The sequence below is a fragment of the Buttiauxella noackiae ATCC 51607 genome, from assembly GCF_001654865.1.
Taxonomy (GTDB): domain Bacteria; phylum Pseudomonadota; class Gammaproteobacteria; order Enterobacterales; family Enterobacteriaceae; genus Buttiauxella; species Buttiauxella noackiae.
This window is the reverse complement of sequence record NZ_LXEO01000070.1, coordinates 1-23,016: the sequence shown is the minus strand read 5'-3', so window position 1 is coordinate 23,016 and position 23,016 is coordinate 1. Positions and strand designations below refer to the sequence as shown.

The window sequence follows — 23,016 nt, the reverse complement described above, 5'->3', positions numbered from 1 at the left end:
ACTACGCCATGAAAAACCCATTAATCACCGCCCTGGAAGGGGTGGAGAGTGCCATTGCCTGGGCGTCACGTTACGCACTGGGCCAGGACTTCGCCCGCTACTGTGATTTACGCACCACCATCGGCCTGACAGACGATGACCGCAAACGCCGACCGGACATAGCCTCCCCGTATATTTTCGTCACTCACGATGGCCATTACGCCAGCGTGTTTGAAATAGAGGGGACTTACTGCCAGTTTAACGAGCAGGAAGCCGTGACCGAGGAAGAACGCCGTGATCCGGCGCTGTTTTCCGCCTACATTGCACGCCTGCACACCGTCCTGAGCAGCGAGTTTCAGGAGGTGGGCCACAAAACCAGCTTCATCTTTGAGCGCGATCCGGAAAAGGGACGCGAAGAGCTGCGCCGTCTGCTGGCACACCAGTACCGGGGCCTGAAGCGTATGGGCCTCGATCTGGCCGATATTCTGGATGAGCGCATCGAGAAGCTGGCACCTTTTGTCGCCCGTGAGCGTGCGTTTCTGGTTGTTTACACTGCCAAAAACGCCCTGAGCACCACTGAAATTCGTGATGAAGAGAAACGCCGCGAGGCCCTGCTCAATAAGGCTCCGGGCGCACGTTTTGGCCAGAACCCGGAGTTCCAGGCACTCGAAGGACTCAAAATTCGTCATGATGCCTTTATCACCACGCTGGAAAACCAGCTGGCGCGCGGGGATTTCAGCACCCGCATCCGCCTGATGACAGCGCATGAGTTTGGTGGCCATCTGCGCCAGCAGGTTGAACGTGAAAGTACCTCACCCGACTGGCGTCCGTTCCTGCCCGGGGATGTCCGCTGGCCACACGGCCTGCCCAAAGGAGAGGATCACTCCTGTCTGCTGGCCTCGCACCTGAACTACCAGCTGTTTAACAGTGAACCGGAGCCTGCCGGCAACCTGATGCACCTCGACGGATACTGGCACGCCACCCTGGCGTTATCCCTCGGACCACAGAAACCGGAAACTTTCAGCCAGCTGTTTGCCAAAATCAGTCCGAAACTGCCCTGGCGGGTCCGTATGGACATCATGCCGGGCGGTCTGGATGTCCTCGGCGGCAAGCGCATGGTCCTGAGCCTGGCAGCTCTCGCCCCGCCGCTACGCAGAGTGTATGAATCAGTACAGTGGCTGGAAGGCACACACCAGAGCGATCCGGTCTGTGCCATGGCCATCAGCGCCAGTACATGGGGGCGAACCACGGAAGAGGTGAAGCGTAACCGCACCCTGCTCAAAAAAGGGCTGGAGTCCTGGGGGGTATGTGAGGTGACCAGCACGTTCGGGGATCCGCTGCGTGCCTGGGTGGCCACACTGGCCGGCTCGAATGCGCTCAGCATTCCGTCCCTGCTCTTTCCGCCGCTGTCCGCCGCACTGGCCCTGCTGCCGCTGCAGCGTCCGGCCACGCCGTGGGACGATGATGCGAGCATTGTGTTCAGCAGCACCGACGGCAAACCCATTCCGGTCCGACTGGCCAGCAGTCTGCAAACCAAATTCACCGAAGTGGTCGCCGGCGAGCCCGGAACCGGGAAGTCCGTGATGCTGGGTGCACTGAGTGAGGCTATTTTGTTTTCTGGCCAGAACCAGTTGCCCTACCTGTCGTATGTGGACAAGGGGTTTTCTGCGCAGGGGCTTATCCGGCTTATCCGTGACGCCCTGTCCCCTGAACGCCAGGACGAAGTGGTGGGCGTGGTCCTGGAGAACAGCCGTGAGTTCTGTAAGAACCCGTTTGATGTCCAGCTCGGTGCCCGTTATCCGCTGACTCCGGAGAAGGAATACCAGCTCAATATCTGCGAAACACTGTGTATCGATCCGGAAACGGGGATGCCGCCCAATGCCCAGGACTGCCGGCAAATTCTGAGCAAGGTTATCGATATCGCCTTTAAAAATAATGCCGAGGTGACCCCGATACGCTATGCCCCGTCGGTGGAGCCGGGGGTGGATGAGGCACTGGAGAAGACCGGCCTCAACAGCGAGTTTGATGCGTCATGGTGGGCGATGGCGTCCTGGTATGAAGTCCGTGACCTGCTGTTTACTCGCGGCGAAATTCAGGCGGCCACCCGCGCACACTACCAGGCGATGCCGGAGCTCAGTGACCTGCAGGCACAGCTAAACAGCCAGGATATCCGCACCGAGTACGGCAGTATCACCCGCAAGGGCAGCGATGAGTCGCTCATCTCCTATATTGGTCGCTGCCTGTCCGATGCGTTGCGCTCCTACAAAATGCTCGCCGGTCGCACCGCTTTTGAGCTCAATCCGAATACCCGCGTGATTGCAATTGACCTGAATAACGTGGTGGGAGGCAAAACCCGCGCCGGTCAGTTGCGCACCGGGCTGATGTACCTGTTTGCCGGTCAGATTGCCGCCGGGCATTTTGAGCTGCCGCAGTACCGTAACGAACTCATGGATCTGCTCGCACCGGCCTACCGTGAATTTCATCATGACCGGCTCACCCAGCTGGCACAGGAGGTGAAAACCAAAATCTATGACGAGCTGCACAATGTTAAAGACATTCCGTTCATCATGGAAAAACTGGAGACGCAGGACCTGGAGAACAGGAAATTCTTTATCCGTACCGTGCTGAGCTCGCAGTATCTGAACCACTTCCCGGCGTCCATTCTGAAATCGGCCAACTCCCTGTACCTAATGCAGGTATCTCATGAAGACCTGCCGTTGTTGACGGAGCATTTCGGTGTCCCCCGTCATACCGCTGAAGCCTTCCGCAGAATGGGAAGTGGTGCCGCACCTGACGGAAGCGGGACCGCATTTCTGGCGTGCTTCCGCCTGAAGACGGGCAGGATGGTACAGATACTGAAAAACACCCTCGGCCCAAAAGAACTCTGGGCACTGAACTCAACACCGGAAGATGCCGCCCTGCGTGACCTGCTGTATGACCTACTCGACGGGCGCACAGCGAGAGCCATTCTTGCCGAACACTTCCCGTCAGGCAGTGCCGCACGGCTGATTGCGCTGCGCAAGAAAGAAGCCCGTGAATCCGACCACACCAACATCATTAACAGACTGGCCACCGAGCTGATTGCCTCGCGTGGCCTCCACATCTGATACAGGTATTCCTATGCGAAAAATGTTACTTGCGGCCTGTGTGGGCAGCCTGATGCTGCCTGCCGTCCAGGCTCTGGCCTACACGGTCAACGTCAACAGCAGTATCCCTATCACTACCCAGGTCGTGCCGCAGCTGAGCACCGCGAACGGCACCCTGTCCGGAATACTGACCACCACCCGAGAACTGGGCGGGGCGGTCAGTTCCGGGAACGACAAGATTGCTGCCATGATCCAGCAGTCGAACGAGAATATGCAGCAGTTCGCCACCTATGCGCAGCAGGCGCAAAATCTGGAAACCGCCCGCCGCAGTTACACCGTACCGGCCTCTATCTGCAGTGAGTCGGGCTCCGGTCAGGCCGCACAGATAAACCGTCAGTCCGGGTCTAAACAGGGAAAATTGTCCAGCGGCAAAGCCGTGAGTAATACGGCCGTGAAAAAGGTGCTGGAAAACAAGGCAGCGGCACCGGAACAGGACCTGTTTGCCACCGCCAATGTTCACAGCCAGTACTGCACAGCGTCGGATGTTCAGGCCTGGGGAGAGATATGCAAACGCGAATCCGAACTGCCGGGGGGCGACAAACAACTTCGCTCCGTACTGGCTGGGGCGGGTAAAGAGGACAAGGCACCTGAACTGACGTTTACGCCAGAACAGACCGATGCCGCCATGATGTACATGAAAAACTCGGTACGTAAAAGTGTGGGGCGCACTCTTAAAAAGGGTGAAATCAAAACCGATGCCGGTCGACAGTATCTGGGCATGGCGACGCAGCATGAAGCCATCCAGAGTGCGGCCGAACAACCTCAACTGGCCATGATTGCCGGCAGTCAGCCCAGCGAAGCGACAAAGGACGTGCTGGAAGAAGCCCTGCAGTCCCCCTCCAGTAAAGCCTGGTTCGATGAAAATGCCTCACCCGAAGCCAGACGGTCAGGAATGATGTCCCAGCGTGAATTTGAAGCCTTTGAAGTCAACCGACGTTATGCCAATACCGATTATCTGACGGACCTGCAGGAAATGGACGGCGACAACCTGGCACGGGAATCCATCCGCATTCAGAGTCTGCAGAATGCCCTGCTCCTCAGTATTCGCCAGCAATTGCAGGAGAACGCCATTCTGGCGGGCCAGCAACTGAGTATTGCCGGCGCAAATTATTACGAACCGCGCATGGCACAGAAACTACAACAGGTATCAACAGGAGCGGCACGCGAATGAAACCAGGAACGGCAAAAAAATACTCCTGGCGGGCAGCCAGTCTCCTTCTGCCTTTACCTGAAGTCCGTTGGGTCCTGCGAACCCTTAACTATGCTGGAACGAAAAAAATGGCACAGGTCAAAGACCTCCGCCGTCGGTATCGTGAAGAGAAGGATCTGGCGCTGACATTTGATGAAGCGGTGAGCGCAAGCGGTCGTACCCGGGAGGAACTGACAGCACGTTTCAGGCTCGGAAAACGCCTGTGGTTACTGCTGTTTATCCCGGTAGCCATATTCACCCTGGCGTTACTGTTTGCCGTGCTGGTCAACGCGACCACACTGGACAGCCTGATCCTGTGGCGGGCGGGCAGCATGTTGTTTGCGCTGACCGGTTTCTGCGCCCTGCTCTTTAGTGGTGCCCTCAAATGCCAGCTGCGCCTGTGGCAGTTACAGACCGGCAATCTCGGCACCTTCCAGGAATGGCGCGCAACCGGTCGCTGGCTGACATCCATCCTGAGCTGGTAATTCTCCACTCCTTTTTCCCTGCCCCGGTCTGCCGGGGATCTGACGTCAGGAAACACCCTATGAAACTGCTTCTGAGACTGCTGCCGGTCATTGCACTGGCGGCGTTGTCATGGCCTGCACTGGCCGACAATATTGGTTTTGACTCCATCAACTCGGCCGCCACCCGTTCCACAGACCTCTCCCGACAGATGATGGTGATGGTTTTTGGTGATGTGGTAAACAACCCGCTTCAGCCCACCACGGCCAGTTTTATTGGCGTGCTGTATGGCGTGTTTAACGGCATCGTCTCCGGCATGGCCTTTGTCTGGTTTGTGGCCATCGCCCTGCGCGCAACCGTACTGTCAGGTAACCGTGGTCGCGTATTCGGTGATGGCAACACCGTCATGGCGCCCGTGTCATCCCTTGTCGGCTTTATGTCCCTCATCCCTACCCCGTCGGGCTGGTCCATTTCCAATCTGGTGTTTCTGTGGACGGCCAGTATCATGGGCGTGGGGAGTGCAAACCTCCTGGTGGACAGCGCAGCAGACTCAATCATGGCCGGTCAGTCGATGATCGTTCAACCCGTCGCAGGTCAGACGGTGGACGCATCCCGGGGGATCTTTGGCATGTACCTCTGCCAGGCTGCAACCAATACAGAACAGGCAGAAATGCACCAGTACGGCAGCAGCAGCACCCCGCCAATGGGGACGCAAACCTCCGGTAACGGGCGTGAAATTCGTGTCACGAACGGCAGCGCACTGTGTGGCACAGTGCGTATCCCCGAGTCTTCAGATGACACAACCTGGTATGGTTTTAAGACCACGGCGACAACAGCCCCGGTGGAAGCTGCCCAGTTAAATGCCTTCAGAACCATGAACGCCACACTGTCAGCTGCGGCACAAAACTATGTCAGCGCGTACCGGAGCTACCAGGAAGGTAACGGCTCTAAGCTGCCCGACTCCGAGAAAATCGTTTACCAGGCAGCACAGGAATATGAAAACACCATTAACCGGGCGATATCAGGTATTAATGATGAAAATAAAATTCGCAGTGAAATGAATGACTATATTAAAAAGAATGGCTGGATAGTTTTGGGCGCATGGTATCAGTCATTTGCCACAGCAAATAATAAAGTTAGTAGCATAGCCAGAAAAGTACCAATTGTCTCAAGCGCAACTAACCTTGGGGAAATAGGAGTGACCGGCTTGAACAAAGAAATAAGTCAGGTTATTGCCACCCAACGACAGAACTCGACTTATACAACACCATTAGGTTCAGTCAACCATAGACTAAAAGACTCTTCGAGCGACACACCGTCTGCTAACTCAGCGTTATTAGAGTTAATGCCTTTAACTCAACAAGGAACATATGGAATTATAAATATCCTCAGCAAGAGTGGCAGTGGTGACTTTAACAACCAGTCAAACCCCTTGCTAAGTATGAAATCCATAGGGGACTATACATTAGGAGCAGCTGAGGCTACGCTTGCGGCTTATACAGCGGCAAAGGTTGCAGTCAGCGTGGCAACGGGAGGTAATGGACTCGCAGTAATAATAAACGGACTATCTGGAGCGGGAAATGTTGCAGATGGCGTTCTATCAGCTATTGCTCCAGTTATTTACTTCATTTTATTTATCTTGGTAAGTGTTGGTTTCTCACTATCTATTTTCTTACCATTTATTCCATTTATATATTGGATAACAGCTTGTACGTCTTGGCTCGCTACAGTGTTAATTGGAACGACAGCTGGTACGTTATGGGCATGGACACATATCGGAACAGAATCTGACAAAGGTAGCAGGGCGACATACGGATACATCTTCCTCATCGATGCAGCTATTCGACCAGGACTTATGGTATTCGGCTTTTTCTTTGCCAGTCTGGTAGTGGTTGCGATAGGTACACTCTTGAATTTTCTGATTGTGCCAGCCATGGCTAACGTGCAAGCCGAGTCGGTTACAGGTCTGGCAAGTATGATTGGGATCCTCATGATCTATGCAAGGATGTGTACCATGCTGGTATCTTCAGCTTTCAGTTTGCAAGTTTATATGCCGGACTATGTAATTGCATGGTTGGGTGGGAGAGAAGCTGCACAGATAATGAAAGGTGCCGTTGAGTCGACACGAAATATGTTCGCAGGATTCGGTGGAAAAATGGGATCAACACCTGGGTTCAAGAAAATAGAGGATAAAAATAGTGGTGGGTCTGATAACGGGTTCAAATAAATAAATTTTATATTTGTTTTACCTTCCACATAATATAAAATAGAAGAAAATAAAAGGAGAATATTATGATTGTAAAAAACCTCGACCCTTACAGACCGACCTTGTCATTTAAACTTCTATTCACAACCATCATGATGGGTGTGTTTTGTGGTATACCCGTTTTGATATTTTACTGCTGGGCTTCATATTTTCACTATGTAAACTCGTCCACAGGTGATTACAACTACCTGTTAATATCTTGCACAGCTTTAACTGCGATACTTTTATCGATATTAATCATTTGTATCAAACAGAGAAAACAGCGAAACCTTTTTTTGAACCACTTCAAAAAGGTTGGTTTTTTTGAACCGCTAAAATGTGATGAATGTAAAACCATTACCGGCTCGCATTATGCAGGCATTGATATTAAAAATGGTATTTTGTTGGTCATAGCTCACACAAATACAAGTATGAGAACTTTATTCGTCCCCAAAGATTACTTAGTGATGGGGTTCGATATGAACAGCTTCACATCTGCAGAGCTTCAAGGTAGGCGTTTAACCATTTACACTGGAAAGCCCGATATTCCGTTTGTCATAGTTGAACATAAACATGCTCCAGCATTGTTTGAGCGATTATCAGCCATGCGTAATCGAAACTATCGTTATGAAAATAGTGTTCCCGGTTTCGTTGAACACCATGCGCGTCGTATCGCGGACGAAAACAACCTGAATCTGGTCATGTCACGCTTCAACTAACGACTGACGTCTCCTTACCGACAATCTCCTGAGTACAGGGCACCTCTTCGCAGGTGCCCTTTCTTTTGCCTTAAATACATCACTGGAACCTCTTATGGCACCTCCTAACCGTGACGACCAGTCTTCTAACGACTGGTCGCTGGCCGCTGTCGGCCTGATTGTTGTACTGATTGTTCTCGCCATCTTCTTCCGGGAAACCGTGGTCGAGTACACCTCCTTGTTTCTGTACTTTTTCTGGAGTCTGGCTGACATCCCGCAGACTCACCACCTTGCCGCCTGGCGTATCAACCTTCTGGTCAACACGCACAATAATGCGCAGAACGTTTCCTGGTCTGAGTTCTTCTCCGTGATGGACCTGACCGCCGGTATTCTTTTGTTGTTCCTGGTGCCGGTAGTCGTGTTTGGTGTACTCGCCGTGCGTGGCCACCAGGCCAGCAGAACGCGGCGCGATATCTCCATCCGGACACTCCCGCGCATTATGTCTGTCTTTTCACCCGCCATTATTCCTGCACTGAATTACGGCGACAAAAAGACCCAGTTGCTCAATGTAGATCCGGAAGAGCACCGCAGCGCGGCCTCACCGGAGGAGTTTGCAAAAGAAAACAGACTGGTTGTGAACCGCCAGCTGCGCCACGACCTGGCAGAAGCCTGTTTTTTTGCCCAGCTGGGGAAGGCCTTTACATCAGGTAGCACGCCGGCACAACGGTTTGAACAGTTCTCCGATCACGAACGAGCCATGTTCGCCATCTTTGGCCTGCAGCATTTCCTGGACAAGCGCAAAGAGGCAGAAGCCCTCGTCGATACGCTCAACCGTTCCACGCTGAAAACCGACCGTAAATACCGTAACAAAACGGGATACCCCAACCTTTCTCTGGCAGATGCCGCCTTCCGGCGCGTCATCTCCACGCCAGACGCTATCGAGTGGATCCGGCGCTATCGCTATGCCAGAACCGCAATACAGGCGCTGCACGACAACGACCTGCACCTGCCCATCCGGCGTTATCGCTGGCTGAAGGGCCTCGACCGGACACTCTGGTACGCCCTGGCGTCGACGGGTCGCCCGTGGCCCTTTATTGAAGGAACTGCGGTGGTCAGTCAGGCCCACTGGGAAACCGTGTCCGCACAGTACGGCATCCACCTGGACCGTCCCATCATGCGACTGGCCATTGAAGGACTGGAAGCCGATCTGCGCAATCTCGGTGCCGTCGCAGAAGAAATGAAGGCATCACCGGCAACCCCACAAGACGACGGTGAAGAGGATGATGACGACGAGGATGACACCTCCGCAGCTGCTGAGCAGGAGCCTCACGTTCACCGCCACGTACACACTTTCAAACCAAAAATGAGATAACCATGACCAATTTAATTGATACCTGGACCACCCACTCATCTGGCCGCCAGGTGCGTGTACTGAAAAATACTGACGAACTGTTCACTGTCTCCCGCCGGCGTAAAGCGCCTTACCATCTGGTCATTAAAGAGCAGGAAGGCAAATACGGGCTGTGGTTGATGGAAGAATATGCCCACACCCGTCTCTTTTTGGCCACCAGTGAAATTGAAGCCCGCCAGGCGCTGACCAGCACGGCTGATGCCTTTGGCAAGATGGATACCCCCAGCCAGCTGCGCCGCAAACTGGTGCCCGCCGCGGTACTGAGCCTCACCCTGCTGGCCGGCTTTATTGCCGGGCACGTCACCCGTAGTTCCCCGGCTGAGCTGCTGATGCCGACTAACATTTCTACCGGGCGACTGATGCAACAAACGCCGACACCACCGGTTATCGCACAGGCGCCAGCAGCACCGTCCGCACCGGAGTCGTCCATAAACGAGCCTGGCCGCCTGTCTGAGCAGGAAATGGCAGAAGCCCGTCAGTTACTGGCACAGCGTCTGAGCACCGCAGCCGCGAACGGCAGCTACACCGTTTCACTGTCTACCGGCCATCCCCGGACACTGTATCTGTTCTCCGATCCGGAGTGTGGAAACTGCCGTATTTTCGAACCGACTGTCCAGGCCATAGCCGGGCAATACAACGTGGTCATTTTCCCGGTCACGATGGTGGGTAAAGCCACAACGGCTGAGCGTGTGGCGCCCGTCTTGTGCGCGCCGGCAGAAAAACGCGCAGGCCTGTGGCGCGACCTGTTTGATATCGGTGCAGGGATGCTCAATCCGGCACAGAACGTGGCCCCGGTGAGCTGCGATGCGGGCTTCGATGCGCTGGCGCGCAATGACATGGCACTGGATATGTTCCAGCTTCCCGGCACACCAACGGTTATCAGTGACGATGGCCGGATGATCCCACTACAGGTCATGACCAGTGATGAAGCCATTAAGGCGTTTCTCGACAGCCAGCCATAAGGATGACACCAGATGGAAACTCGTAAACGTAAAACGCAGGTAAAAGACAGCCTGATCAGCCGACAGGTGAGAACAGAAATGGTTGAACAGCTTATGCTGGCCCCGTTCACCGTCCAGTTCTTCCTCGTTTTTGCCTTAACGCTGGGTGTGCTGTGGCCCGCTACGCTGCTGATATCCCTGCCGGTGTGTATTGTGCTCCTGGTCGGCTTCAGCGATCAGCTCTTCCGCCTTCCCCTGCGCATACCGATGGATGTCGGCGGTCTGGATTTATCCACTGAGCGCGAACTGAGCCGCAATATTCCGTGGCTGAACCTGAACCTGCCAAAGCTGATACGCCGGAAAGCGTCCGGGGTGTTATGCCTCGGCACCGGGCGCGGACGCGACCGTGGCCGCGAATTGTGGCTGGAGTCAGATGATGCACTGCGTCATATGCAAATCATGGCCACGACCGGCGGCGGTAAAACGGAAACCCTGTACTCGCTGTACCTGAACTCCCTGTGCTGGGCACGGGGTTGCTGCATATCGGACGGCAAGGCGCAGATTGACCTGGCGGTTGCCACCTGGTCGATGGCCAGACGGTTCGGACAGGAAGATGACTGGCATGTGCTCAACTTCATCACCGGTAACGATGACAAATTCCGGAAACTGCTGGCCGGGGACAAATCCCGCCCGCAGACCAACTCCACCAACCCGTTCGCCCACGGCAGCCCGACGTTCATCACGCAGCTGATGGAATCCCTGATGCCAAGCAGCAACGGCAGTGACGAGGGCTGGAAGGATAAGGCCCGCGCCATGCGAAACGCCCTGATTTATGCTCTGTGTTACAAACGAGCCCGGGACAATATTTCTCTGACTCAGGACGTCATTCAGTCCTACTTCCCCCTGGTAAAGTTCGTGGGCCTGTACCGGGAGGCGCTGGAGCAGAACTGGCATGAGGAAGGCTACAAGCCGATGGAAAACTACCTGTCGAACCTGGCAGGTTTTGACATGCGTCTGGTCAACCGCCCGGCAGAATGGTCACAGGGTGCGCTGGATCAGCACGGATTTCTTATCCAGCAGTTCACCCGAATGCTCGGCATGTTTAACGACACCTATGGCCATATCTTCCCCAAAACCGGCGGCGACATCGATATGCAGGATATTCTGCATAATGACCGTACCCTGGTGGTTCTGATACCCGCACTGGAGTTGTCCGATAACGAGGCGTCCACGCTCGGTAAACTCTTTATCTCAGATATCCAGATGAACATCGCCAAAGACCTGGGGAACCATATCGAGGGCTCGCCGGAACACACGCTGACGGTGAAGAAGTTCGCCAGCAAGTTCCCGTTTATGGTGCTCTGTGATGAAGTCGGGTACTACTTTGCCCCCGGACTCGCCAAACTGGCGGCCCAGATGCGAAGCCTGAAATACATGCTGGTTATTCTCGCCCAGGATATTCAGGCGATGCTGCGTCACGGCAAGGAAGTCTATTCCGTCAATGCCAACCTCGGCACCAAACAGTTCATGAAGACGGAAGATACGGAAGACACCCTGAAGATGATCCGTGCGGTAGGCGGCACCGGTCACTACGCCGAACAGGTCCGTATGGATAAGAACAATATGGGCGGTTATGAAGATGCAAGTACCGTCGAGTTTCGCGAACGGGACAACATCCAGCTGTCTGAGCTGAAGGCACTGGCCGCAGGGGAAGGCATTATCGTTTTTGAAGACCGCCAGGTGCGTAGCAACTCCATCCACATTCCGGATGAAGACAAAATCTCAAAGCTGAAGGTCAGAATTAACCGCTATGTGCCGCTCCGCCGCCCTGACTTTAATGATTTGTGCAAGGAAGTCCCGGCCGCTGAACGACGTCGCCCGGTATCCCAGCAAAATATCCGCGCCATCCTCGATGTCTGCCTCATGACGTCACCGGAGGCATGGAACAGTAAACAAGGCGCACGGATCAAAGATAAAACCCTCAGCGCGCTGGTCACACTGGCCACCGATCTGGATAACCGTAATGACTTTACCTGCCCCCCGGAAGAAAGAGCGGCCCTGCTCTTTGAAACAGCCACTCAGGTGCTGGAAAAAACACAGGGTCGTTATGGGTGTGTCAGCGAAGTGGCACGCGTGCGCATCTCGAAAAAACGCGTGGAACAGGCACACAAGAACAACAACAGCATAAAGACCACAGCAGGCAATGCGGAAACCTTACCCCACACCGTCGAACCCTCGCCTGCTTCTTCCCATTCGTTCACACCGGCACAGGCTGGCGATGACCAAATTCAGGACAGCTATTATGAAAATCTGGCGCAACACGCTTTTACTGACGATTTTAATCACTCCCCTGACTTCAACCGCTACTGAAACACGCATTACCGTCGGATTTTCACCCGGCAACAGCGCGACACTGAACGTCCTGAATGTGGCAAATAGCGCGCGCAGTTCGCTCGATGTCGCAGCGTATGGCTTTACCAGCCGACAGGTTGCCGAAGCCCTGCTGGCGGCACAACGGCGGGGCGTAAAAGTCCGGGTACTGGCAGATGCGAAAGACAACGGTGGAAAGTATTCCGCCGTGACCTGGCTTCAGAGGCAGGGAGTCCCCGTCCGGCTTAACGGGAAATATGCTATTCAGCACAACAAATTCATGGTGGCGGATGGTGTGACAACGCAAACCGGCTCGTTTAATTACACCTCCAGCGCCAGCCGGAGAAATGCAGAAAACACCCTGGTTGTGTGGGATCATCGGGCCACCGCCACAGCCTATCAGCAGGAATTTGAACGCCTCTGGGGAGAATCATTTGAGCCAGATAACCCCATGAAATAGCCAGAAGTTTCCGGTAATGATCACCATGTGTGACAATAACGTGGATAACCAGAAAGGTGGGCGGAATATTCTTCTGGAAAGTATTAGGAATTTTCCCGAATTTCATGATGTAACGCGGAATTTGTAACAGAAATATTTGCAGGGAATTTTAACTCGCATATGCTTGATGCAATATCCCGCTAATCCGCCCTCTGAAAGCATAAAATCTTATGAAAGATCCTGATGAACTCATCCCAATGGAAAGTCCGATGTTTAATATGACGGACTATCTGGCCGCTATCCTCGACCGTTATAAAGCCGGTGCTATCACTCGACCCCAGGCGGTCACGCTGCTTCTGGATTTTATGGCCGATATGGCGGCCGCTGAAGAAGGCAGGTTTAGCGGAGATGATGACATCCACTAAGGTGGAAGATTCATGATGTAACGAGTCCTGCTGGGTATCAGGGAAATGCCAGGGTCAGTATCAAGCCACACTGCCCTGGCATCCGGAAGGTATGCAAGCCCCCGTACTCCCTGATCCTGTTATCACCACCCCGTCATTGCGGTTTTGGTGGTGTGTAGCGCGGCGCAGCGTTTTGCGGCACGACCTGTTTCTCTTCAGCCGGTTTAGGCGCATCATAGCCCGCCCACTGACGTTGTACGGGATGGGTCAACGGCACGGTCTTACCCGACGAGGAATTAAAGTGCGGTATACGCCCAATGGCATCCCGGACAAAGGCAGTGTCCCCACGAATTTCCGACCGCTCACCACTCTTCTGCGCAGTAATATGCATCGCCATGGCGAGATTTTTTCCACGCTCTTCGGGAGCATCAGCCACTTCAATCAGCACACCTCTGTCCATCAGTACAGGTTTCCCCCCGGACGAATAGACCACTGCACCGTCACGTTTCACCGTCGTTTCATAGCCACGAATAGTGGCAGGCTTCACATCATCTGCGACAGCATTAAGGAAAACATTACCTGAAATCGGCGCGGTTCTGTTCTGACGTTGTTGTCTGTAAGCCCAGCCACGTAACTGGGAAACAGCTGCGGCATCCAGCTGGCTCGCCTGCACTTCCACCCATGCCCGGTACGATAATGGTCGGGCATCAGGCGAAGCCTTGATGGCATCGCGCTCTGTCCGGATTTGGATTTTCAGCGCGGACATGGCCTTCATCTTATCGACTTCCAGCGCACGATACATCAGCTTGCGCAGCAACGGATCACGCTGCACCAGGCGAACGTGATTTTTCCTGACACGGTACTCTGCTGCAACCTCACGGAAACGCGTGCGCATGTCATCTTTTGAGAGATCCGGACGGACAAACCCATTCTTATAAGACTTGTAACGGCCAATCAAATCTTCCCGCGCTTCAGCACGTGCAATGCGACGTTCTGCACGCGCGCCACGGTCACGACAATGAAGAAGACTGTCATACAGGGATTCAACAGGGACGCAGTTCTGAACCAGTCGACCGGGGGCATCATCCCTTTTCGGTGCCAGCTCAAAAGCGCCAATGTGTTCCTGCTGATCGGCAAGTGTCAGCTCAGGATGCAGGCGACTGGCACGCAATGGGATCTGTGAATCATCATTGATGTCATAGATGGCAAGCCCTGTCCCTTTCTGCCGTAACTCCAGCCCCGCCGCATGAAACACATCATGAATATCATCCCATTGATACTGCTGATCAGACATAAGCAGCGTTTCAATTTTGTCACGACAATGGTCAACAGCGTAGGTATGCAGGCTTTCTTTATCGCTGAAAAACTCCAGACGACGGGCCGCAGCCGGTGCCGGTTTATAGAAGTTTTTATTGCGAACAACCATATCCTGGTCATTGACACGATACGGTCCGTTGTCATGTTTCCACTGGTGTTTCAGCTCCATTTCACGACAACAACGGTCCAGCACAAAGTGGTCGTTATATAACGAGGCCGCTTTATAGGTCACCGGGTTCACACGGTTAACCGACAGATGAACATGCAGGTTATCGGTGTCATCGTGGATGGCAAAAACATATTGATGGTCAGCCATACCTAGCCCTTTCAGACAATGACGGGCAGACTCAAAAATCTGGTCATGCGTCGGACGCTCACCTTCTGGCCACGACAGAATAGTGTGGTAAACCGGGTCCTTACAGCGAGCGTTCTGCATCGCGACCATGTTCATTTCTGAGGCGGCGGACGCCAGAGAAAAACAATTGGTTTCACACACGACCTTGTCGAATTTCACTTGCTGGCGACCATCAGGGAACATCGCGATCACATCATCAGAATCAGGCAATGCGTTACGGGTGGCATAACTGACAAGGTTGTTAAAGATAGCTTCTTCAGAGCGTGGGAGACGGAAAGTCGGGTTATCCGGAGACAGCGTTTCGCTCAGGTTCACATCCTCACGACAAACGGTATACGACACCAGCTTCACAAAGCTGGAGTTACCGTCACGACGTTTAGGTGGAACCACTGCAAGCATATCAGTCCTCAGTATTATTCAGGCTTTTCGCATCAAACTTCATCAGGGCAATCTGCAGGGCGGTCAGTGTTTCTGCAAACTGCTTGCTCAGCTCGGTGGTCATCATCCCCTGCTTTTGCATCTCCAGATACAGATGCTTTTGCAGGCCACCGAGTTTCATAATTTCTTTCATCTGGCGTGAATCCCCTTTGGCCACAATGCGACGACCGAGGGCACAACGCCGGAGATATTCTCCTGCACTCAGACCTGCTGAGCGCGCACTTTCCACTACCTGTTCTTTCTCTTCGGGATACCAGCGTATTCCCAGAAATAACACCCCACGCTGGCGTTTTTCACTCTTACTCATAATCCACTCCACCACCACTTCTGAGGTGGGCACGATTCATAGGGTGTCGGGACGGAGTCCTGACCAGGCCGTTTTGGGGGACCGTCTGCGTGCAGGCGGTTCAACAAAACATACCCTGTCCCACGTTTTACACATGATTTCGATTCTTGCTCAGAAGTATATGTGATTTTTTCTTCGCCGTCACCGGCTTACGCCAGAAAAGCGGGGGTTTGGCTTGCATCCCCAGTTAGGTTTATAATCCTGCTGAAATGATGACCCTCTGAGTAGCAGGAAACGGAAAATGATGGACACAAAAACAGACAAGAAATGGTTTACCGCTGATGATGTGGAACTGGCAAAGTCGGCGCTGGATGATTTACCCGATCTGACAGAAAAACGACTGACAAAGTCGAGCGTGCTCGAACAGCTCATGCCGCAAATTATTTTGCTTTCAGAATCGAAGGGATATAGCGCGGAAGATATCAAATCGGCACTGGAATCGGTGGAGATCACTGTCGGTATTAAAGCCGTTCGCGACATCCTGAACAGCAAAAAGAAAACCGGTAAGAAAGTGCGTCAGACCAGAACGGTCACCACTCCGGCAGACCAACCGGCGGTAAATGGTCAGCAGACTAACTGAAACGCTAATGTGTGACATGCAGGTTCAATACCTGTATGCCACACACCTGCACAATCAAAAAAGGCAGGGATTATCCCTGCCGCTTTCCCATCATGATTTCAGTTGTTTCATTCGTTCCGCCATTTCCCACAGCACCCGGTTCAGTTTCACATCCCCGTCGATACCGGTCACCGGGCGTGTTCTCTGACGCTTCCCTTGCGCACTACGTCCCGTCACACCACCTTTGATCATGTTTTCCTGCACACGCTGATAGGTGGTCCACAAATCATCTGATTTGTCTTCATGACGACGCACATTCAGTACCGCATCCGGTGTCACTGGGATGTGCTTACCGTCCCCTTTTCCGTCATATTTCCAGTCAAGCGCCAGCTCCGCAAAAATGCGCTGCTCTTCCGGTTTGAGCGTAATGGACTGCATTTTTTCACGCGACTCAGTGACACGGTCAAAAATCCCCAGCACCTCATACGCGCCCTCAATGACTTTCCCGACTACATCCCCTTTGTGCGGCACCCGAATTTCCCCGAAGCTCTGACCACAGACCATGCCGTTCGCACAGACGAAACGGAACATGCCAGGGATCATCTGATAGCTGCTGCTCCCGTCATGACTGTTCAGCAAAATAATTTCCGGCACTTCTTTTCCCATGATCTGACCTTCACGGCGCAGGCGCAGCATGTGTTTGGTATGCTCACGCTTTCCGCTGTCACGCACGCGGGTCTGGCAGGCAAAGAACGGCTGGAACCCTTCCGCGCGCAGATTATCCAGCAGGGTGATCGTCGGAATGTAGGTGTAACGGTCGCTACGTGATTCATGTTTTTCTTCTGAAAATACACTTGGAACGTGTCTCATCAGCTCTTCATTGGTCAGGGCGCGTTCTTTGCGGATCACATTCATGGCACGGAAACGGGATGCTAAACGGGTCATTTTTTTCTCCTTTGGGGTGTCGGGTTTCTTCTGGCGTGGGCTGCTTCAGATTATCTGTCGCGGTGGCCGCCTGCCGTGACACAAGAACATCCCGGGCCTTCAGGGAATGACGCAGGGGCGATGACGAGGCCGCAGCGCAAGCGCACGACCGGAGGGAGAAAGTGCGAACGGGGGAGACAGCGGGCGCAAGCCTTTTACCCTTGTGGCATAACCGGTCCGGGATACGTTCTGTCACGAAGCAGGCAGGTGAGTACAGCGACAGATGAAAAGGAACACGCCGGAAGGAAATCATCGAGGTGGCATCACCCCGGCCTTACACTGACGTGGTAGCGGCAGTGCCGGGGCGGCGCAGGCCTGTGGCCTGCTGCAAGCCCGGGCGGAGATGATGGCGAATACCGGATCGGTGATCGGACAACAAAACCGCCCGGCAGGTGCCGGGACAGAATTACCAGTCAAAGGTCGTAAATGGCTCCAGCTCGTCCCCTGTCTGTGAGAAGTGGATCATGCTGATATCCGCGTGTTTCATACACCAGGCAATCAGCCAGCGTGCGTCGCGGGATAAACCAAAGCGCTTCAGATGCATCAGCGGGTGCATCCGTGCATCCAGGCGAATGAGATACCCGACGCCGGTATCCATGATCCACTCCCCTTCAAATTTTTCGCGGCACAGCTCCGTCAGCAGCGTGTTGTCATCAGCGGTGATATGCGAGATACAGCACTCCAGAACCGGACGCATCACCATACGGCCCAGCTTCATGGATTTACCCCAGCCCAGCGCCTCCACCACCTCATTCCAGCACCACTCTTCATTCTCCGGCTCAGGCAGCGTAAGAAACGTGAACGGCACGCCCAGCACCTCAGCCATGCGTTCACCTGTGGCAATCACGGAATCATCACGCAGATGAAAATCGGCAAGGACAAGGCACTCGCCGTGCAGATACAGGGCTTCATCACCGTTGTCCAGTTGAATGGCGGTGACGCCATAAGGGGCATTTAAGGTGTATTTCATCATCGTTCTCCGGTCTGTCAGCGTCGACTTTCTGTTTCCGTCCGGCTCAATGCCGGTCGAAAACAGCAGCACTTAAAAAACCGCCCCCCTGCGGGGGCGGCAACCTGTCAGGCATACGCCCGTTTCAGTTCCAGCGTCCGGAGTACCTGACCCCATTCAGCCCCATTCAGTGCCGGTATACGCACCGGCTGATGACGGCGCTCACAGCGGGCAATAATTTTGGCCAGTATGCGCAGACGTCGCGTGATGGCATCCTCTGGCAGGGTTTCGCGGATCTGCCGCTGTTGCGCCCTTCTCACTCCCTTCTGATTTACAAAATATTCCTGGCATGCAGCGATGAATTTGTCTTTCCTGATTTCTTCCTGCCGCTGTTGTGTCCTTCTCTCTCCCTGCTGCTTTACAAAATATTCCTGACATGCGACGATGAATTTGTCTTTCATGATTTGTCCTCATAACTGACATCTGAATTATCCGACCTGCTCGAACAGGCCGGAGTGAATAAGCAGAGCGCTCGCTCTGCTTTTTTATTGCCCTTTCTCTTCGGTTTTCAGCACCTCCTCAGTGATCCGGTTGATGATCTGCTCATGGCTCAGGCTGCTTTTATCCGCCAGCGTGAAAAAACGCCCGTCCACTTCAGCAAAAATATCGGTGACGTCCTGGCAAATCATTTCCATGAATTTGAATGACTGCGAGCTGACACCGGCGCGCCAGTTCATCGGCGGGAGCATGTAGAGCTTTTCGGTAAATTCTGCTTCGGTAATTTCGCGAACCGGTTTGCCGGCAGCGGCACGGATGCGTTCACGTGCTTCAGTCAGGGAGATCAGAACGTAATTCCCGCCAAAGGAGTTCAGTGTCTCCAGCGTCTGACCCCAGCCGTTTTTGTAGACGTCGCCATCGAGGTACGCGTCTTCATAGTGAAAACCGTCTACAGGATAAAAAACCAGTTCGCTCATAACGTTATCTCCGACAGAGTGTTGAATTTTCCCCGGCTTCTTTCTGGCGTTTCCCTTTTCTTTCCTTTTTCGGAAGCGGGGGAGCCTGGGGCCGTGACTCAAGACCGCCCCGTCCCATCAGTGACAGGCACAAGGGCGTGTCCGAGGCCGCAGCGCAAGCGACTGACCATCGGGAAGGCGCGCGAACGGGGGAGGAAACGGGCGTCAGCCTTTACCCTTGTGAATGGCACGGGCCGGGGCAGCGTCTGTCACGGCCACAGGTACACCGCAACACAGGAATCAAAAGGGACGACAGAAGCGGGCTACAGGCCCGTTATCCTGAGCGGCCGCCGTGCGGCCAGTGAGAGCGGCTGCTGCCTGTGGCAGCTGCAAGCGGGCAGTTCAGGCATCGCTTGCTATCCGCAAGGACAGAGACACCCCGGTGGCTCTGCGGAAGTTGGCGGGGCTGCGCGCCGCCCACTGGAGTGCAGGCGACGACCCGGCCTCCGGACGGGGAGCCGAAGGGGCCACGGGGTGGCATGCATTTTTTCAGGCCCTTACTGCTGTCCGTTCAGCCAGGTTTTGCGAATTAACACCGTAAAAATAAAGTGCAGTTTCTGCCCTTTTTCATCATATTCAGCACTCAGTTAGCACATCTAATTAAGTGCAATTATTGCCCTTTTTTATATTGAATCCTTTGCATATACCCTTTAAATTAAGTGCAATTACTGCACTTTTCTGGATATCAAAATGACCGGTTATGATCTGCGATTATGGCGAAAAAGTTTCGGCTGGAGCCGGGATAAAGCGGCGGAAGAGCTGGGCGTGAGCCTGCGAACCTACAAAGATTATGAAAACTGTGATCAGGTCAAACGCATGGTGGCGCTGGCCGCCCTCGCGCTGAGTAGTGAAAATTTACTGTCCACCATGGTGCAAAAGAAGCATCAGGAGCCGCTGCTCAACCTCCTGCGGACGATGCACAACGGCAGTCGTTCGCCGGGGTCACAGGCCGGGCACTGAAGATCCCGCGCTCGATGCGCGGGGTCTTCAGCAGGGCGGCCAAATCAACCCGGATCCCGAACCTCATCATCGTGATGCATCGCGGCCACATTCAGCAGACAGGCAACACCCTGCGTCTCCAGACGGTCACTCAGATGCATCAGATTGGCCAGTAAATCAACTAACATTGTCTCGGCGGATTCGCCGCTCGTATCCAGCCCGCTAGCGTGCGCAAACTGACAGAGTACCTGCGCGGCAATGGCGGCACGATCCGCATTGTCCGGTTCGCGCCCCGGCTGATAGCCTCCCTCACTTGCAATTCTCACCAGTTCATCCATGCCAGCCATTGTGTTTTCAGGGGTCATCACGTTCTCATCCTGTGTTAAATGGCCACAGCGTGGCCATTATCATGGTTTTCTTTTAGCCGGGCGCGTGGCGTCCGGCGGCGGGTCAGTCGATTGCGCGGAAAATCAGACTGCTTTCCGGGTGATTAATGATGCTGACATAATCCTTCAGCGCATCCTGACGATCGATAAGCCCCTGACAGGTCTGCGCATACTGGCTCCCCATCTCGAACACTTTCCAGCACAGCTGGTTAAGCACAGACAGCGTCGCGATAATCCCGGCCGCATCGGCTGAAACCTCTGCATCAAAATAGTTTCCCGGGATCGTCATCTGATACGTGCCGTCTGGCGGGGCGATGTAGCCGGTTGGGCAGGTGGTGGCCATATCGGTCCACGCCGCAACGTGCCCACTGATACCGCGCGGGACTTCATAGAAATGCCACATCCCGCCGTCGTAATCGCTGTGTTTACGCAGGAAGGTCGCGGCCATGCTTTCCCCCAGTGCTGTCGCAAACAACCGGGGCACAAAGGCCAGACGGCGACGGGGATCGGTAATTTCAATACGGGTCACCTGGGCGGTGTCAGTCTGAGTGGTTTGAGCTGGGGTAGTCATTTTTTCTCCTTCGGCTTCTTTCTGGTGTCCCCTTTTCCATTTTTCAGGAGGCGGGGAGCACGTTGCTGTGACACCCAGCCGCCCCGTTCCATCAGGGGAAGAAACAAGGGCGCAGCCGGAAGCCGCAGCGCAAGCGAACGACCACAGGGAGAGAGTGCGAACGGGTGAGGGCGGCGGGCGTCAGCCTTCACCCTTGTTGATGAACCGGAACGGGGCAGCGTCAGTCACAGCAAAAGTGAACACCGCAGAACAGAGTGCAAAGGAGACGCCGGAAAAAGCCGGTTGACCGGCTTTCCTTAGCGGTCGCCAGCGGCGGCCAGTGGAAGCGGCGCTGCCGTCAGGCAGCTGCAAGCGCACGCAACTCCGGGGCCGGAGCAGAAGGGATATCAGAACGGAAAAAGGGCCGCCCGGTGACCCGGACAGCCCTTCATAAAGGCGCTTGCTGGCAGACCTTCAACACTATCAGCCTCCTGAAAAGCGGGGGTTTCCCCCCGCTACAGGTTGCTACTTATCGGATTCGTAAGCCATAAAAGCCGCCACCTCCCGCGTTCCGTCCTTATAACGGATTTCGCACAGCGATTTCCGGGTCAGGAATGTGAATATTAACAGCGTTAAACACACGATTAATACGCACCAGATCAGGGCGTTTCGCGGCAGTTTCATAGCTGACTTCTCCTTGCCTTTCGGCGGATAAGCGGCTAATCTGATGGTGTCTAGGCATTCAGATTGAGCCTCGGGTTGTACTGACCCCATTTAGTTGGACAGTTAAACACAAGGCTCATAGGTCTGAGTTCGATATTCAATTGGACTCAGACCTTTTAATTTCAGGCTAATTCTTCTGCTGTTGTAGTATTCAATATATTCGGTCACAGCATCTTTTAGTTCGTTTATATTACTGAACTCATCAAGATAAAAACATTCCGACTTAAGTGTTCCGAAAAAACATTCAACAACTGCATTATCCAGGCAATTACCCTTTCTGGACATGCTCTGTATAACTCCATGTTCCTTAAGTATATTGTGATATCTTCTCATACGATACTGCCATCCCTGATCAGAGTGCAGAACTGGGTGTTCGTTTGGCTTAAGTTTTTCAAATGCCTGAACAAGCATATTCTCGACCATGTTCATTACTGGCCTTTCAGATATGCTGTAAGAGATAACTTCGTTATTGAAGAGATCGATTACAGGAGACAGATACAGCTTACGCCCCTTCACAGCAAATTCAGTCACATCAGTAACCCATTTTTCGTTTGGCCGGGTTGCCCTGAAGTCCCTCTGTAAAACGTTAGGAGCGGTCTGCCCTGTTTCTCCTCTGTAGGAGCTGTAGCGTTTGATTTTTATTGCCGCTTTCAACGAAAGGGTACCCATCAGTCGCTGCACTGCTTTATGGTTGATTTTCTCTCCGTATCTTCTGAGAGACAGCGTTACCCTGCGATACCCATACCTACCTCTATTCTCGTGATAGATCTCACCAATGCGCTTTTTAACGTCCGCATACTTATCAGGTTTACTCAGCATTTTGAGATGGTAATAAAACGTACTACGCGGCATCTGAGCTGCCTTGAGAAGCTCATCGAGAGGATAGAATTGCCTTAGCTCATTGATCACTTTCACTTTTTCACGGGGTGAGCTAAGGCTTTCAGCTTTTTTAGATAGGTAAGCCGCATTTCAAGGAACCGGACTTGTCTTTCAAGATCTTCAATGCGTCGATCTTTCGAGCGTTCCAGTGCAATTGCTGCTTTTTCTGGATCATCCTTCATCGCTATATTTCTTTTTGTACCGATCTTGAGAGAGCGTAACCCTTCTTCTCCGTGCTCTTCATACACTTTCAGCCATTTAGCCACTGAACCACTGAACCACTGAACCACTGAA

At 53.6% G+C, this 23,016-nt stretch carries 21 protein-coding genes and 2 pseudogenes; 12 read left to right on the top strand and 11 right to left on the bottom strand.

The window, feature by feature from the left end; translation table 11 throughout:
• Positions 1–8: 8 nt before the first annotated feature.
• The 10 genes from M979_RS21790 (at position 9) to M979_RS21745 (ending at position 13,305) form a co-directional block, all read left to right on the top strand.
• Positions 9–3,086 (top strand): hypothetical protein, encoded by a 3,078-nt coding sequence (locus tag M979_RS21790; protein ID WP_064556369.1) that lies wholly within the window; start codon positions 9–11, stop codon positions 3,084–3,086.
• Between the two features lie 13 nt (positions 3,087–3,099).
• A complete protein-coding gene (gene traW, locus M979_RS21785) occupies positions 3,100–4,296 on the top strand; it encodes a conjugal transfer protein TraW (RefSeq protein ID WP_064556368.1) in 1,197 nt (398 codons plus the stop codon).
• The gene (gene traX / locus M979_RS21780) at positions 4,293–4,799 is read left to right on the top strand and encodes a conjugal transfer protein TraX (protein WP_064556367.1); all 507 of its coding nucleotides are present in this window, start codon (positions 4,293–4,295) and stop codon (positions 4,797–4,799) included. Before traW ends, traX begins: the two co-directional genes overlap by 4 nt.
• 59 nt (positions 4,800–4,858) lie before the next feature.
• On the top strand, positions 4,859–7,003 hold the full coding sequence (locus M979_RS21775) for a DotA/TraY family protein (protein ID WP_064556366.1): 2,145 nt from the start codon (positions 4,859–4,861) through the stop codon (positions 7,001–7,003).
• A gap of 65 nt (positions 7,004–7,068) precedes the next feature.
• Entirely contained in the window at positions 7,069–7,740 is a 672-nt protein-coding gene (locus M979_RS21770; protein ID WP_064556365.1) for a hypothetical protein, read from the top strand.
• Positions 7,741–7,834: 94 nt separating this feature from the next.
• Positions 7,835–9,091 (top strand): secretion/conjugation apparatus DotM-related subunit, encoded by a 1,257-nt coding sequence (locus M979_RS21765; protein WP_064556364.1) that lies wholly within the window; start codon positions 7,835–7,837, stop codon positions 9,089–9,091.
• Between the two features lie 2 nt (positions 9,092–9,093).
• Positions 9,094–10,092, top strand: coding sequence for a thioredoxin domain-containing protein (locus tag M979_RS21760; RefSeq protein WP_064556363.1), 999 nt, complete (start codon positions 9,094–9,096; stop codon positions 10,090–10,092).
• Positions 10,093–10,104: 12 nt separating this feature from the next.
• Positions 10,105–12,441 carry an F-type conjugative transfer protein TrbC gene (gene trbC / locus M979_RS21755; protein WP_064556362.1) on the top strand — a complete coding sequence of 779 codons (2,337 nt, stop codon included), beginning with the start codon at positions 10,105–10,107 and terminating at the stop codon, positions 12,439–12,441.
• Complete coding sequence (locus tag M979_RS21750; protein ID WP_064556361.1) at positions 12,374–12,901, top strand: phospholipase D family nuclease; 528 nt, start codon at positions 12,374–12,376, stop codon at positions 12,899–12,901. The genes trbC and M979_RS21750 overlap by 68 nt, the downstream gene beginning before the upstream one ends.
• Before the next feature lie 209 nt (positions 12,902–13,110).
• A complete protein-coding gene (locus M979_RS21745; RefSeq protein ID WP_064556360.1) occupies positions 13,111–13,305 on the top strand; it encodes a hypothetical protein in 195 nt (64 codons plus the stop codon).
• A 133-nt stretch (positions 13,306–13,438) separates the two neighbouring features.
• Here the strand turns inward: M979_RS21745 and traI are convergent, their stop codons facing one another.
• Both traI and mobA read right to left on the bottom strand, forming a co-directional pair.
• Positions 13,439–15,355, bottom strand: coding sequence for a TraI/MobA(P) family conjugative relaxase (gene traI, locus M979_RS21740; protein WP_064556359.1), 1,917 nt, complete (start codon positions 15,353–15,355; stop codon positions 13,439–13,441).
• A 1-nt stretch (position 15,356) separates the two neighbouring features.
• Positions 15,357–15,701: a plasmid mobilization protein MobA gene (gene mobA / locus M979_RS21735; protein ID WP_064556358.1), complete on the bottom strand. Its 345-nt coding sequence runs from the start codon at positions 15,699–15,701 to the stop codon at positions 15,357–15,359.
• 280 nt (positions 15,702–15,981) lie between these two features.
• On the opposite strand from mobA, the gene M979_RS21730 reads away from it, so the two are divergent.
• The gene (locus M979_RS21730) at positions 15,982–16,320 is read left to right on the top strand and encodes a molybdopterin-guanine dinucleotide biosynthesis protein MobC (protein WP_245164804.1); all 339 of its coding nucleotides are present in this window, start codon (positions 15,982–15,984) and stop codon (positions 16,318–16,320) included.
• Between the two features lie 90 nt (positions 16,321–16,410).
• Here the strand turns inward: M979_RS21730 and M979_RS21725 are convergent, their stop codons facing one another.
• The 4 genes from M979_RS21725 to M979_RS21710 all read right to left on the bottom strand — a co-directional run bounded on the left by M979_RS21725 (position 16,411) and on the right by M979_RS21710 (position 19,206).
• On the bottom strand, positions 16,411–17,244 hold the full coding sequence (locus M979_RS21725; RefSeq protein ID WP_064556357.1) for a DUF932 domain-containing protein: 834 nt from the start codon (positions 17,242–17,244) through the stop codon (positions 16,411–16,413).
• A 445-nt stretch (positions 17,245–17,689) separates the two neighbouring features.
• Positions 17,690–18,253: a DUF5983 family protein gene (locus tag M979_RS23655; RefSeq protein ID WP_209439647.1), complete on the bottom strand. Its 564-nt coding sequence runs from the start codon at positions 18,251–18,253 to the stop codon at positions 17,690–17,692.
• Positions 18,254–18,360: 107 nt separating this feature from the next.
• Positions 18,361–18,693, bottom strand: coding sequence for a hypothetical protein (locus tag M979_RS23180; RefSeq protein WP_083963956.1), 333 nt, complete (start codon positions 18,691–18,693; stop codon positions 18,361–18,363).
• 84 nt (positions 18,694–18,777) lie between these two features.
• Positions 18,778–19,206: a hypothetical protein gene (locus tag M979_RS21710; RefSeq protein ID WP_064556356.1), complete on the bottom strand. Its 429-nt coding sequence runs from the start codon at positions 19,204–19,206 to the stop codon at positions 18,778–18,780.
• 729 nt (positions 19,207–19,935) lie between these two features.
• On the opposite strand from M979_RS21710, the gene M979_RS21705 reads away from it, so the two are divergent.
• The gene (locus M979_RS21705) at positions 19,936–20,205 is read left to right on the top strand and encodes a helix-turn-helix domain-containing protein (RefSeq protein ID WP_064556355.1); all 270 of its coding nucleotides are present in this window, start codon (positions 19,936–19,938) and stop codon (positions 20,203–20,205) included.
• A gap of 44 nt (positions 20,206–20,249) precedes the next feature.
• Here the strand turns inward: M979_RS21705 and M979_RS21700 are convergent, their stop codons facing one another.
• From M979_RS21700 to M979_RS21690, 5 genes and pseudogenes are all read right to left on the bottom strand, one after another.
• Positions 20,250–20,510 carry a hypothetical protein gene (locus M979_RS21700; RefSeq protein WP_157093289.1) on the bottom strand — a complete coding sequence of 87 codons (261 nt, stop codon included), beginning with the start codon at positions 20,508–20,510 and terminating at the stop codon, positions 20,250–20,252.
• 124 nt (positions 20,511–20,634) lie between these two features.
• Positions 20,635–21,141, bottom strand: a complete 507-nt coding sequence (locus M979_RS21695) for an antirestriction protein (RefSeq protein WP_064556353.1) — start codon at positions 21,139–21,141, stop codon at positions 20,635–20,637.
• A 504-nt stretch (positions 21,142–21,645) separates the two neighbouring features.
• Entirely contained in the window at positions 21,646–21,804 is a 159-nt protein-coding gene (locus M979_RS23560) for a type I toxin-antitoxin system Hok/Gef family toxin (protein WP_209439646.1), read from the bottom strand.
• Positions 21,761–21,862, bottom strand: a pseudogene (locus tag M979_RS23855) (DUF5431 family protein); the annotation flags it as partial. The gene M979_RS23560 and the pseudogene M979_RS23855, both read right to left, overlap by 44 nt.
• A 44-nt stretch (positions 21,863–21,906) precedes the next feature.
• Positions 21,907–23,016, bottom strand: a pseudogene (locus tag M979_RS21690) (IS3 family transposase); the annotation flags it as partial.